This window comes from Nocardia huaxiensis, assembly GCF_013744875.1.
Taxonomy (GTDB): domain Bacteria; phylum Actinomycetota; class Actinomycetes; order Mycobacteriales; family Mycobacteriaceae; genus Nocardia; species Nocardia huaxiensis.
Genome location: NZ_CP059399.1, coordinates 2,405,538 through 2,418,369, shown reverse-complemented (window position 1 = coordinate 2,418,369; position 12,832 = coordinate 2,405,538). Strand labels below are relative to the sequence as shown.

The following is a 12,832-nucleotide window of genomic DNA, read 5'->3' as shown; positions in this document are numbered from 1 at the left end:
CTCATCGTTGCAGAAAGGAGATCGAGGCTTTCGCGCACGTCGGGGATATCACGGTCGCGGGAAATTACCATCGCCCGCATGAGGACGCCGACGAGTCTGCGCGCCGCCGTACTGTTCGGTCCCGTCGCCGCCGCGGCGCTGGTCGCGACGGCCGCGCCCGCACCGGCACGGCTCGTCGAATTCCCGCAGGTGCCAACGCTTCTCCGGGATACGCCGTGCATGGGCAATATTCGCAGCTGGGCCGACACCGGGCCGCAGTGGCCGGGGCGGGCCATCATCAGCGTGCAGGCGCTGCCGATCGTCGGGTACACCTCGGGCGAGTACAGCTTCGCGCCGCAGTGCGAAACCGTCGTCACCGTGGCTTGGCGGAATGTGAACACCGGGCGCGCTGGCGAATACCGAGTGACCCTGGTGGCGGGGATCTACGGGTCGATCCAGTACGCACAGTTCCAGGACACCGATCCGGGGCATGTGGTCGTCACCGTCTACACCGATATGGCCAACATCCCGCAGCACGGCGCGTTCGATGTTCCGGCCGACCCCAATCCGGCACCCCCTACTTCGACCGAATGGGCAGCTACACCTAGCTATAGCGGACAAGTGTTAGATATCGCACAGTTCATCAAGTGGGATACCGGCATACCGGGTGTTTGGCGCACACCACAGTCGTCGTAAATTCGAAGAGGTTCACCCCTGCAAACAAGGAGTCCTCATGGCTGAGGCCGTCATCGTTTCGTACGCCCGCTCACCGATCGGCCGCGCCGGAAAGGGCTCGCTGGTGAGCATGCGGCCGGACGACCTCACGGCTCAGATGGTCCGCGCGGCGCTGGACAAGGTCCCCGCCCTCGACCCGCGCGAGGTCGACGACCTGATGCTCGGCAACGGCCAGCCCGCCGGTGAGGCCGGCTTCAACATGGCGCGCGCCGTGGCCGTGCAGCTCGGCTACGACTTCATGCCCGGCGTCACGCTCAACCGCTACTGCTCCTCCTCGCTGCAGACCACCCGGATGGCCTTCCACGCCATCAAGGCCGGCGAGGGCGACGTGTTCATTTCGGCCGGCGTCGAGACGGTGTCGCGCTTCCCGAAGGGCACCGCCGACGGCTGGCCCGACACCCACAACGAGCTGTTCGCCGACGCCGAGGCCCGAACCAAGGCCACCGCGGAGACCAACGCCACCTGGACCGACCCGCGCGAGGCGGGCATCCTGCCCGACGTCTACATCGCCATGGGCCAGACCGCCGAGAACGTCGCCACCTACACCGGCATCTCGCGTGAGGACCAGGACCACTGGGGCGTGCGCTCGCAGAACCGCGCCGAGGAGGCCATCAAGGCCGGCTTCTTCGAGCGGGAGATCACCCCGGTGACCCTGCCCGACGGCACCGTCGTCACCACCGACGACGGCCCGCGCGCCGGCACCACCTACGAGAAGATCTCGCAGCTGAAGCCGGTCTTCCGCCCCGACGGCACCATCACCGCCGGCAACGCCTGCCCGCTCAACGACGGCGCCGCCGCGCTGGTCGTCATGAGCGACACCAAGGCCAAGGCGCTGGGCCTGACCCCGCTGGCGCGCATCGTGTCCACCGGCGTCTCCGGCCTGTCGCCCGAGATCATGGGTCTCGGCCCGATCGAGGCCGTCAAGAAGGCCCTCGGCAACGCCAACATGAGCATCGGCGACCTCGACCTGTACGAGATCAACGAAGCCTTCGCCGTCCAGGTGCTCGGCTCGGCCCGCGCCCTCGGCATGGACGAGGACAAGCTGAACGTGTCCGGTGGCGCCATCGCCCTCGGCCACCCCTTCGGCATGACCGGCGCGCGCATCACCGCCACCCTCATCAACAACCTGCAGACCCACGACAAGCAGTTCGGTCTGGAGACCATGTGTGTCGGTGGCGGCCAGGGCATGGCGATGATCATCGAGCGTCTGAGCTGACGCTCGGCTCCCCCTTTTGAAGGGGGAGGAAATCGGGGGCAAAGCCCCCGGACCCCCATGAAGGGCTGTCGCCCGGCCGAAAGCGGCCGGGCGACAGCCCTTCTGAGATCGGCCGTCGCCGCGAGGACGGCGGTATGGGCTGGGTGGTCTCGTAGCGCCGTCAGCTCTGGAGTTCTTTGAGGATGTCGGTGGCTATGTGGTCGGCGCCGCAGCCTTCGGCTATGACGGCCGAGCCGGTGGAGTTGGCGGTGCGGAGGGGGAGGATGGCCTGGTAGGCCGGGGAGTTGTACCAGTCCTGGGCGGCTTGGCGGGTGGGGAATTCGACGACGACGAAGTTGCTGTCGGCGGGGCCCTCCATGACGGTCTGGCCGGGGCCGTGGACCAGGAAGCGGCCGCCGAAGGGGGTGAAGGTGGCGTCGATGCGCTCGAGGTATTCGACGATGTCGGCGTTGAAGTCGATGTTGTTGAGGTGCGCTATCGCGTAACCGGGCATTTCAGGCTCCTGGGGAGTTGCTTTGTCGCTGTTGATGTTTCCCGGTCGGGGTAGCGAAGTCGATTACCCGGCGGGTAATGCGCTGCCGTCTCGGGAAGTGGTTCCAGGAGTCCAGGGTGGACCCTCCGGTGAGGGGAGAGTCCAGGATTTTCAGCGCAGCGGGACGTCGACGTCGCTGCCGCCCTCGCGGGTGAGGCGCTTGCGGACCTTGACCAGGGCGGGTGCGGGGACGAAGCCCCCCGCGAACAGCGCCTCGCCCTGGCGAAACCACGGGGAGCGTTCCAGCAGGGCGGCGGGGGCGTAACCGAAGTAGGTGCCGAGTTCGGCCAGATCGGCGGGCGAGGTCATCTTCATCAGGGCGAGGTTGTCGCACTGGGAGATGATGCCGGGGTGGACCTTCGAGGGCCGCTGGGTCGACAGCAGCAGCCAGAGGCCGAATTTGCGGCCCTCTGCGGCGATTTGGACCAGCCGCTCGCGTACCGCGATGGCGATCGGCGAATCCAGGTGCGGGGAGGCGAGATTGTGCGCCTCGTCGATGACCAGCAGGACGGGACGCCGTTCCTCGCGACGGGCCCACAGATCGTCCAGCAGGGCCAGCGCGACCACGAGTTGCTGTTCGGGAGTGGAGAATCCGCCCAGATCCAGCACGGTGACATCGGGCCGCTCGGCGACGACGTCGGTGACGGACCGATGCTGCTGCGCCCACACCTCCCAGTCGGTCAGGCGCAGGTTCTCCACGCGCAGGGCCAGCCGTTGCCGTGCGGGCACACTCGTATTCCGCAGCTGCGGAATGATATCCGGGAGATCTCCGGAGTCCAGGACGTCACGCAGGTGGATGAGCTCGTTGAACTCCTCCCGGTCGGCGATCGGATCGATCTGCAGGACAGCGGCTTTGGAGGCCAGTGGCAGCCCCAGGAAGCTGGCGCGCAGCCGGGAGTCGCCGTCGGCGTTGGGCCGCAGGACCCGAATATCGCGCTCGCGCAGTGCGTCCGCGGTGGGGCCGCTCGCGTCGGGCGCCGGTTCGCCCAGCCGCACGAAGTCGGCATTGGGATCGAAGATCACCACGGGCAGCGCGGTGTGGGCGACGAGCTGCTCCAGGACCACGCCGAGCGCGTAGGTCTTGCCGGAACCGCTCTGGCCGCACCAGAAGGTGTGCCGGTTGAACCGCTTGGGCAGCAGCCGGGCCGGGCCGCCCGGCGCGGTGAGCGTCACGCCGACCTCCAGCATGGCCCCGGTGGTGTCGTGCAGGGTCTGCACGGTGCCGACGTCGGCGGGCTGCACGGTGGCGTAGTCGAAGGAGTGGCTCGCGCGGGTGTCGATGCCGTCCTCGGTCAGCTCGCCGATGAGCCGCCCGCGCAGCCGCACCGGCGTCGTGTCCGAGCGCTCCTCGACCAGGGCCAGCTGCCGGCGGGAGCGGGCGACCACGACGATGAGGGATCCCGCGGCATACGCACTGCCGGCGGCGTCGGCGATGACGAACGAGCGGCCGTCATCGGAGCGGGCGGTGAGTCCAGAGAAGTCAGCGCGCATTCTTCGATAGTGCCACCCAGTGGCAAACACCCAGCGCAATGCATCAGGCAGCGCTGAGGCACCTCAATCGAATCCTCGGCGAACCGACCGCAATTCACCGCGTTTCGGTTTCTCACGGCACTGCGCGCCTCGATTAGCCTTCGACACAGCACGACCGTCCGCGGCGTGAGCCGTCCCGGCGAGAGAAGAGAGCCGATGCGATCGTCCCGGCCGCGCGCCTCCGCGCCCCTCACCGATCCGGCGCCGTGGACCATTCCCCGCGGGCTGATCGTCCTGCTCGCGGTGGCGGCGGGCGTCGTCGCCATCGCCGGGATGAAGCTGTCGGCCGGACTGCTCGGACCGATCTTCCTGGCGCTCATGCTGACCGTCGCGGTGCAGCCGATCCAGGGCTGGGCACAGCGCCGCGGACTGCCGCCCTGGCTGGGCATGGTGGGTGCGGCGGCGGCCGTGGCGGCCATCATCGTCGGCATGGTCGCCATGCTCGCGGTGTCCATCGCACAGTTGGCCACCCTGCTGCCGCAGTACGCCGACCGTCTCGACGATCTGCTCGCCGGGGTGCGGAATCTGCTGCACGACTTCGGAATCGACGGCACGCCGATTCAGGAGATGCTGGGCGACGTCGATATGGGCAAGCTGGTGGGCCTGCTCGAGACCCTGCTCAGCGGCACCCTGTCGGTGTTCTCGAATCTGCTGTTCATTCTGGCGCTGGTGCTGTTCATGGCGCTCGACGGGATGACCATCGACCGCAAGATCGACATCATCTCGGGTGCGCGGCCCGATATCGCCTACGCGCTCACCACTTTCGCGGAGGGCACCCGCAAATACCTGGTCGTCACCACGGTTTTCGGCTTGATCGTCGCGGTGCTGGACGGTGGGGCGCTGTGGCTCATGGGGATTCAGTTGCCGGTGCTGTGGGCGCTGCTGTCGTTCATCACCAACTACATCCCCAATATCGGCTTCGTGATCGGCCTGGTGCCGCCCGCGCTGCTGGCGCTGTTGAGCGACGGGCCGCGTGCCATGCTCTGGGTGATCGTGATCTACAGCGTCCTGAACGTCGTGATCCAATCGGTCATCCAGCCCAAATTCGTCGGTGACGCCGTCGGTTTGAATGTGACGATCACCTTCCTGTCCCTGGTCTTCTGGGCGTGGATCCTGGGCCCCCTGGGCGCGATCCTGGCCGTACCGCTCACGCTGCTGCTCAAGGCGATGCTGCTCGATATCGATCCGGCGACACGGTGGGTGAACGTGCTGATCGGCGACAAGTCCACGGCGGAGCAACCCCTGTGACCGATCGACGGGGCATCCGGTGATCCGCCTGCAGGTGATCTGCCCGGCCGACCTCACCCCGCAGGTGCTCACCCTGCTGACCGCCGACCCCGGGACCGCGCATGTCAGCGTGAGCAAAGCGAATGCCGTTCAGCCGCAGGGCGATACGGTGCAGGCCGACATCGCGCGGGCCGCCGCCAACGATGTGCTCGACGGGCTCACGGCCCTGGGCCTGTCGCAGTCCGGCGCGATCACCTTCGGATCGGTCGACTATCAGCTTTCGGAGGCGGCGCAGCGCGCCGAGGACGCCGTCTCCGGTCGGGTCGGCGAGGCCGTGGTGTGGCAGGAGGCATTGCAACGGGCGTGGCGCGACGGACATCTCACGCCGGTGTTCCTGACGCTGCTCACCATCGCCCTGCTGCTGGCGGTGATCGGCGTGGCCACCGGTTCGCCGGTGACGATCGTCGGCGCGATGGTGGTCGGCCCGGAATACGGTCCGCTGGCCGCGATTTCGGTGGGACTGGTGCGGCGCGAGCGGGCCCAGATCCGGCGCGGCGCGCTCGCGCTGGCGGTGGGTTTCCCGGTGGCGATGGTGGTCACGGCCGTCGCGACGCTGCTGTGGGTGCGGCTCGGCTGGATCGATGTCGAGGGCGTGGAGAACGCCCGCAGTTTCGACTTCATCTACGACGTCGGCCCGTTCTCGTTCGTGGTCGCGCTGCTCGCGGGCGCGGCGGGCATGCTGGCCCAGGTGACCGCGCGCTCGGCGGCCCTGGTCGGCGTGTTCATCTCGGTGACAACGGTTCCCGCGGCCGGGCTGGCGGTGGCAGCGGCCCTGGCCGGAGCCTGGCCCGTCGCCGGCAGCTCACTGCTGCAGCTGGCCGTGAACCTGCTGGGCATCGTGGTGGCGGGGATTGTGGTGCTCAGCCTGCGACCGGGCAGCGGCCGCGAACTCGGCCCGGCCCGGCGCTTCCGGAACTGGCTCAGCGCCGCGCGGCCACCGCGCTGATGCCCTTGGCCGCCAGCGGGAACAGCAGGACGGTGGTGCCGCCCGCGGCTACCAGGATGGACGCCAGGCGCTGATCCATCAGGCCCGCATGGGTGGCCGCCTCGGTGACGGCGACGATGATGGGCATGCCCGTCGCGGCGTACAGGGCCAGTTCGACGCGTTCGGCGCCGTCGTCGAGGTTCGCGCCGTGCGGCACATAGCGTTCGCTCACCAGCACCGGCAGGCCCCGGGCAATGGCGATGGCGGCCACGAAGACCAGCCAGAGCAGCGGGTTCCCGGCCACGGCGCGGGGGTCGATGCCCATGCCGGAGACGACGAAGAAGACGGGGATCAGCAGTCCGTAACCGACTGTTTCCAGGGCGGTTTCGATCTCCGGATAGGTCTCGGCGACCAGGCTGCGCAGAATCACGCCGGCGGCGAACGCGCCGAGCACCACGTCGAGGTCGAAGGATTCGGCCACGGCCATGAGCGCCAGCAGGAGCAGGAAGACCACGCGCACGGGCAGCTGATCGGTGCCGCCCTCGAGCGCGGTGATGGTGCGGCCCACCGCGGGCATCCGCTCCACCAGCCGCCGCGGCACCAGCGCCACGGCCAGGGCCGCGACCACGAACAGCAGCAGCACCACAATGGCCGCGAGCGGGCTGCGACTGGTCAGCAGCACCGACATGGCCACCACGGGACCCAGCTCCCCCACCGCGCCGTGCGCGAGAACGGCGCGTCCCAGAGGTTTCTCCAGCAGTCCGTCCTGTTTGAGGATGGGCAGCAGGGTGCCCAGCGCCGTCGAGGTGAGCGCGATGGCCACCGCCACCTGCTCGGTGAACGACGCGTCCCGCGCGGCCAGCGCGATGAACCCCACCGCGATCAGCAGCGAGATCAGCCAGGTGGCCCAGGCCACCCGGCCCGGCTTGCCGCGCAGCAGTTGCGGATTCAGCTCGTAGCCGGCCAGCAGGAACAGCATTCCCAGCCCGAGCTCACTGATCAGGTCGACGCCGCCGGCGGAGACCGCCCAGCCGGCCATATTGGGTCCCAGCAACATTCCGAGCAAGAGCAGGAGCACCACGCTGGGCACGTATCCGCGCAGCAGCCGGGCGGCCAGCGGTGCGACCACCGCGATCGCGACGATCCAGAACAGCGACACGATCGCCGATGGCCCGGGAGCGGCCGCGGACTCCGCCGACAACATCATCTTTCGATGCTTGCACGCCATCCCGGGCCGCTATAGCTATGACACGGCTACCGATCCGGTCGCCCACGCCCGGCTGCCCCGGAACGGCCGAAGGCCCACGGGGGTCCGGTTCCCCTGTGGGCCTTCGGCTTTCCTACCGCTCGAGTGCAGGGCCCGAGGGTGTGGAAGTCCGCGATCAGCGGTAGAAGTGCAGGTACCACTTGCCGTCGTTGTGCTGCAGGCAGTCGTAGGTCCAGCCGCCGGCGGCATTGATCTCGATGCCGTTCGGGCCGATGTAGGTGCCGTTGTTGTTGTCGGCGATGCACGCCTCCGGGGAACCGTAGCTGTTCTCGCCGATCAGTTCCTCGGCGGAGGCGATGCCGGCGTTGGTGGCGATGCCGGTCAGAGCGGCAGCGGAGATGGCAAGCGCCGCAGCGATTTTCTTCATGAAGAATTCCCTTCGGGGGTCCGGGCCGGTGTTGCTCATCCGGCTGGACACCAGTAGACCGAAGCCTTCATGACCGAATTGTGAACAACCCGCTCCCGGGGCCCTCAGCGGCTTCGCCCCCCAGAACCCCAACCCTCAAAAGCACTCGGCCCCGGTGCGATTGCTCGCACCGGGGCCGAAACCCTGTCCTCCCGAGGGGGTTCGGGGGCGAAGCCCTGAGACCTCCCCGAGAGTGGGGTCAGTCGTTCTGGAAGTAGGACAGCAGGCGCAGGATCTCGACGTACAGCCAGACCAGGGTGACGGTCAGGCCGAGCGCCACGCCCCAGGCCGCCTTCTCCGGCGCGCCGGCCCGGATGAGCTGGTCGGCGGCGTCGAAGTCGAGCAGGAAGCTGAAGGCCGCGATGCCGATCATCACCAGGCTGAAGATGATGGCGATGGTGCCGCCCGAGCGCAGGCCGAAGCCGTCGGGGGTGAAGAACATGGCGATCATATTGCCGAGCGCCAGCACCACCGCGCCGATCAGCGCACCGATGACCATGCGGGTGAAGCGCGGGGTCACGCGGATAGCGCCGGTCTTGTAGACCACGAGCATGCCGAAGAACACGCCGAAGGTGCCGAGCACCGCCTGCGCGATCAGGCCCGCGCCGCCCACGCCGCCGAATTCGACGCCGGTGAACATGTACGACAGCGCGCCGAGGAACAGACCTTCGGCGGCGGCGTAGCTGAGCACGATGGCCGGGTTGTCCTGCTTGCGACCGAAGCTGGCGACCATGACGAGCACGAAACCGACCAGACCGCCGACGATGACGAACAGCGGGGCGAGGCCGTGATTGATCGACGTCAGCGCGTACGACAGGATGCCGGCCACGGTGACCACGCCCAGCGTGATGCCGGTCTTGGTGACGACGTCGTCGATGGTCATGGGCCGGGTGGCCGGGACGGGCATCTGCTGGTACTGCTGCCCGTAACCGCCGTAGGGCGGCTGCTGACCGTATTGGTTCGCGAACTGTCCGGCTCCAGCGGCCGCCGAGCCGAAGCCGGCGTAGCCGCCGCCCTGCTGCGGCTGCAGATTCCGGAAGACCGGGTTGGATGTGGAGCGCACTGGCGTCCCTTTCTGGAGTCGCGGCGCACGTCGATCGTGGCCTCGTTCTACCCGTGTCAACGACGCGGACCCCGGACTGGTTCCCATCCGGCGCGCATCAGACCAATCGGACTTTACCCGAGCTTTACCGCCTGATCAGCGCAACTGGCTCAGCACGCGATCGGCGATCAGCGCCAGGTGGTCGAGATCACCGAGGTCCAGGATCTGCAGGTAGATCCGGCTGGTTCCGGCGATCTCGGCATAGCGGCCGATCTTCTCGACGACCTCGTCCGGGCTGCCGGCCAGGCCGTTGGCCTTCAGTTCGTCCACCTCGCGTCCGATGGCGGCCGCGCGGCGGGCGACCTCGGCATCACTCGCGCCGACGCAGGCGACCAGTGCGTTCGAGTAGACGAGCTCCTCCGGGTCGCGCCCGGCGTCCTTGGCGGCCTTGCGAACCCGCTCGAACTGCTCGGCGGTGGCCTCCGGGGATTGGAAGGGCACATTGAACTCGGCGGCGTAGGCGGCGGCCAGGCGCGGGGTGCGCTTGGCGCCCATGCCGCCGACCACCACCGGGATCCGGTCCTGCGCCGGCTTGGGCAGCGCGGGCGAGTCCGTGAGCGTGTAGTGCTCGCCCTCGAACGAGAAGGTCTCGCCGAGCGGCGTGTTCCACAGTCCGGTGACGATGGCCAGCTGCTCCTCGTAGCGCGGGAACCGCTCGCCCGGGAAGGGGATGCCGTAGGCGGTGTGCTCGGCCTCGTACCAGCCCGCGCCCAAACCGAATTCGACGCGCCCGCCGGACATGGCGTCGACCTGGGCGACCTGGATGGCGAGCACGCCGGGGTGCCGGAAGGTGGCGGCGGTGACCAGGGTGCCGAGGCGGATGCGGCTGGTCTCGCGGGCCAGGCCCGCGAGGGTGATCCAGGCGTCGGTGGGTCCGGGCAGGCCGTCGGCGTCGCCCATGGCCAGGTAGTGGTCGGAGCGGAAGAAGGCGTCGTAGCCGAGGTCCTCGGTGGCCTTCGCGACGGTGAGCAGGGTGTCGTAGGTCGCGCCCTGCTGGGGTTCGGTGAAGATTCGAAGATCGATTCGTCCCATCACCCCATTGTGCTGGTCGGTCGCTCAGCTCTCGTGGTGGAGTCCCCGCACCGACCGCGTGACGGTGAATTTGCGATTGCGGCCCATCACCTCGGTCTTGCCGACCAGGCGCTCCATCACGCCCCGATAGTTCAGATGCGTGTTGTAAACCGTCCACAGCTCGCCGCCCGGCCGCAGCACCCGCCCGGCCTGCTGGAACATCTTGATCGCCGAGCCGGTGTGCACGGCCGCGCCGACGTGGAACGGCGGATTGCACAGCACCAGATCCGCGCTGTTGTCCGCCTTGGAGGACATGGCGTCGTCGCGCAGCACGGTGATCCGCTCGGTGAGCTCATTGGCGGCGGCGGTGGCGCGCGTGGAGGCCACGGCGGCCGCCGACTGATCGGTGGCGGTGACCCGGATGCCCGGCCGCGCCTTGGCCAGCGCGACCGCCAGAATGCCGGTGCCGCAACCGAGATCGATGGCCTCGCGAGCATCGGGCTTCATGCGCTTGAGGTAGTCGAGCAGGAAGCGCGTGCCGATGTCCAGGCGCGGTCCGGAGAAGGCCGCACCGTGCGCCACCACCTCGAGGTCCTGCTCGTCGAGGCGATTGTGCACCGGGAACTGCGGATCCCCAACGGGTTTGGGCTCGGTGGCCAGCAGGATGCGGGATTTCTGCCGCCCGCGGCTGGCGCGCACCGAGCCGAAGGATTCGGCGAGCACGTCGTTCATGGCCGGGGTCAGGTACTTGTCCCGGCCGCCCGCGTACACCCGCACCTGCGGATCGGCGTAGCGGGCGATGGCGTCGGCGGTCTCGGCGAGGCCGGACAGCGCGCGCGGCAGCCGCCACAGCACCACTCGCACGCCGGACAGCAGCGCGGGGCCCAATTCGTGTGCGGCGTACCGATCTCCGAGCCCGACGATGCGGGCATTGTTGGTCAGCGCCAGCTCGCCGGTGAGCAGATCCTGATGCACCCGCACCCCGCGCAGATCGTGTGCGGCGACGGCGCCGAGGGTGAGCGCGCCGTAGCCGTCGTCGATCACCGCCACCCGATTGTCGCCCGCCGCGGCCAGTGCCTCGGCGGCTTCATCGAGCAGCAACCGGTCCGCGGCGTCGACCGCGTAGAGGTTCACCGCCTCCACGTCCGGGTACCGTCGCAACCGGCTCAACACGTCCTCGACCTCAACCACCTCTACAGTGTGCTAGATCATTGCCGAGGGTTCCCAGCCGAGGGCCGATTCTGTGCATATCGGCGTCGTTCGAGGTCAGCGATATTCTGTGCCACCGCAAAACAGTTACTGATCTTGTAAAGCCAAGGGGATGCCGGAAATTCACCCAAACCCGCCTCATGGGGCGTGGACGACGGCGTCCCGGCGGGGCATGGCGGCCGAGGCGGCGACCATGACGACCGCCGCGACCGCGACGCCGATGAACACCAGATGCACCGCGGGAGCCAGTTGCGCGGCCTCGGGATGGTCGGTGCCGCCCACCCGCGAGTTGACCAGCGCGCCGAACAGGGCCACGCCGAGCGCGCTGCCGAGAGACCGCGCGAACATGTTCGAGGAGGTCACCACGCCGCGCTCGGACCATTCGACACTGGCCTGCGCGGCGATGAGAGTCGGGCTGGCGACGAGACCCATGCCCATGCCGACCACGAAACAGCCGAGTGCCACGTGCAACAGCGCGGATTCGGCGTTCACGAGCAGCAGCACCGCGGAACCGGCGACGACGATCGTGCTGCCGAGCAGCGCCGTCCAGCGGAAACCGGTGCGCAGGTAGATCTTTCCCGCCTGCGATGCCGACAGCGGCCAGCCCAGGGTGAGCGCGCCGACGGTGAGGCCCGCGGTCAGCGCGCTGGTGCCGAGCACGCCCTGGGCGAAGGTCGGCACGTAGGAGGTGAGCCCGAGCAGAATCGCGCCCACCAGCAGTGAGATCAGGCTGCTGGCCACCAGCACGCGGCGGGTCAGCACCCACAGCGGCAGAATCGGATTCGCGGCCCGGCGCTCGACGAAGCCGAAGATCACCAGCGTCAGCGCGCCGCCGCCGAACAGGCCGAGGCTGGCCGGTGAGTTCCAGGCCCAGGCGTGCCCGCCTTCGAGCAGGGCCAGCATGAGCGCCCCCGCGCCGGCGGTGAGCAGGCCCGCGCCCAGGTAGTCGATCCGATGCCGTTGCCGCGGTGTGGATTCGGTGAAGTAGCGCAGGATCATCCAGGCGGCCAGCGCCGACAGCGGCAGGTTGATCAGGAAGATCCAGCGCCAGCTCACGTATTCGGAGAAGACGCCGCCCAGCAGCGGCCCGAGCACCGAGGACGAGGCCCACACGGCCGCCAGGTACGCCTGCACCCTGGCGCGTTCGGCCACGGTGTAGATGTCGCCCGCGATGGTGATGGACATGGGCCCCACCGCGCCCGCGCCGATGCCCTGCACCGCGCGGGCCACGATGAGCGTCAGCATGCTGCCGGCCAGGCCGCACAGCAGTGAGCCGAGCGCGAAGACCGCGATGCCGAAGATCATGATCGGTTTGCGGCCGAAGGTGTCGGCGAGCTTGCCGTAGATCGGGACCGTCACCGCCTGCGCGAGCAGGTAGATGCTGAAAAGCCAGGGGAACTGCGCGAATCCGCCGAGCTGATCGGTGATGGTGAGCACCGCGGTGGCGATGATGGTGGAGTCCAGCGCGATGAGCGAGGTCGCCACCATGATCGCCGCCAGGATCGGGCCGCGCTCCGATCTCAGCCCGATCGCCGCCCGCGCCTCGGTGTCCGTCACCGACAACCCCTTTCGTTAGCTCAACTCACCTTATGAGTCGAACACGATGGCGGGTTCGCTATTCCGGAACCGGCGA

At 68.6% G+C, this 12,832-nt stretch carries 12 protein-coding genes; 4 read left to right on the top strand and 8 right to left on the bottom strand.

All coding sequences use genetic code 11. The annotated features are described in order from the left end of the window. Positions 1 to 78 precede the first annotated feature (78 nt). A complete protein-coding gene (locus tag H0264_RS10760; RefSeq protein ID WP_181583829.1) occupies positions 79 to 675 on the top strand; it encodes a hypothetical protein in 597 nt (198 codons plus the stop codon). Positions 676 to 712: 37 nt separating this feature from the next. Further along, positions 713 to 1,930 (top strand): acetyl-CoA C-acetyltransferase, encoded by a 1,218-nt coding sequence (locus H0264_RS10755; RefSeq protein WP_181583828.1) that lies wholly within the window; start codon positions 713 to 715, stop codon positions 1,928 to 1,930. Between the two features lie 160 nt (positions 1,931 to 2,090). Here the strand turns inward: H0264_RS10755 and H0264_RS10750 are convergent, their stop codons facing one another. Both H0264_RS10750 and H0264_RS10745 read right to left on the bottom strand, forming a co-directional pair. Continuing rightward, entirely contained in the window at positions 2,091 to 2,423 is a 333-nt protein-coding gene (locus H0264_RS10750) for a DUF1330 domain-containing protein (protein ID WP_181583827.1), read from the bottom strand. Between the two features lie 150 nt (positions 2,424 to 2,573). After that, positions 2,574 to 3,953, bottom strand: a complete 1,380-nt coding sequence (locus tag H0264_RS10745) for an ATP-binding protein (RefSeq protein ID WP_181583826.1) — start codon at positions 3,951 to 3,953, stop codon at positions 2,574 to 2,576. A 195-nt stretch (positions 3,954 to 4,148) separates the two neighbouring features. Between H0264_RS10745 and H0264_RS10740 the strand changes: the two genes are divergently transcribed. Next, positions 4,149 to 5,240 carry an AI-2E family transporter gene (locus H0264_RS10740; RefSeq protein ID WP_181583825.1) on the top strand — a complete coding sequence of 364 codons (1,092 nt, stop codon included), beginning with the start codon at positions 4,149 to 4,151 and terminating at the stop codon, positions 5,238 to 5,240. 19 nt (positions 5,241 to 5,259) lie between these two features. Next, entirely contained in the window at positions 5,260 to 6,225 is a 966-nt protein-coding gene (locus tag H0264_RS10735; protein WP_181583824.1) for a DUF389 domain-containing protein, read from the top strand. On the opposite strand, the gene H0264_RS10730 is transcribed toward H0264_RS10735, so the two are convergent. From H0264_RS10730 to H0264_RS10705, 6 genes are all read right to left on the bottom strand, one after another. Further along, a complete protein-coding gene (locus tag H0264_RS10730) occupies positions 6,200 to 7,408 on the bottom strand; it encodes a cation:proton antiporter (protein WP_181585437.1) in 1,209 nt (402 codons plus the stop codon). The genes H0264_RS10735 and H0264_RS10730 overlap by 26 nt on opposite strands. A gap of 178 nt (positions 7,409 to 7,586) precedes the next feature. Further along, on the bottom strand, positions 7,587 to 7,838 hold the full coding sequence (locus tag H0264_RS10725; RefSeq protein ID WP_181583823.1) for a hypothetical protein: 252 nt from the start codon (positions 7,836 to 7,838) through the stop codon (positions 7,587 to 7,589). A 238-nt stretch (positions 7,839 to 8,076) separates the two neighbouring features. Further along, entirely contained in the window at positions 8,077 to 8,940 is an 864-nt protein-coding gene (locus H0264_RS10720) for a Bax inhibitor-1/YccA family protein (RefSeq protein WP_181583822.1), read from the bottom strand. Positions 8,941 to 9,075: 135 nt separating this feature from the next. Then, complete coding sequence (locus H0264_RS10715) at positions 9,076 to 10,002, bottom strand: LLM class F420-dependent oxidoreductase (protein WP_181585436.1); 927 nt, start codon at positions 10,000 to 10,002, stop codon at positions 9,076 to 9,078. Between the two features lie 33 nt (positions 10,003 to 10,035). Then, positions 10,036 to 11,181, bottom strand: coding sequence for a class I SAM-dependent methyltransferase (locus H0264_RS10710; RefSeq protein WP_181583821.1), 1,146 nt, complete (start codon positions 11,179 to 11,181; stop codon positions 10,036 to 10,038). Between the two features lie 156 nt (positions 11,182 to 11,337). Continuing rightward, positions 11,338 to 12,756 (bottom strand): MDR family MFS transporter, encoded by a 1,419-nt coding sequence (locus tag H0264_RS10705; RefSeq protein WP_231083183.1) that lies wholly within the window; start codon positions 12,754 to 12,756, stop codon positions 11,338 to 11,340. Between the last annotated feature and the right edge of the window lie 76 nt (positions 12,757 to 12,832).

Excerpts from the sequence above, each read along its gene's own strand:
- H0264_RS10760 (WP_181583829.1), top strand. The coding sequence starts at position 79 with ATGAGGACGCCGACGAGTCTGCGCGCCGCCGTACTGTTCGGTCCCGTC.
- H0264_RS10755 (WP_181583828.1), top strand. The coding sequence starts at position 713 with ATGGCTGAGGCCGTCATCGTTTCGTACGCCCGCTCACCGATCGGCCGC.
- H0264_RS10750 (WP_181583827.1), bottom strand. The coding sequence starts at position 2,423 with ATGCCCGGTTACGCGATAGCGCACCTCAACAACATCGACTTCAACGCC.
- H0264_RS10745 (WP_181583826.1), bottom strand. The coding sequence starts at position 3,953 with ATGCGCGCTGACTTCTCTGGACTCACCGCCCGCTCCGATGACGGCCGC.
- H0264_RS10740 (WP_181583825.1), top strand. The coding sequence starts at position 4,149 with ATGCGATCGTCCCGGCCGCGCGCCTCCGCGCCCCTCACCGATCCGGCG.
- H0264_RS10730 (WP_181585437.1), bottom strand. The coding sequence starts at position 7,408 with ATGTTGTCGGCGGAGTCCGCGGCCGCTCCCGGGCCATCGGCGATCGTG.
- H0264_RS10725 (WP_181583823.1), bottom strand. The coding sequence starts at position 7,838 with ATGAAGAAAATCGCTGCGGCGCTTGCCATCTCCGCTGCCGCTCTGACC.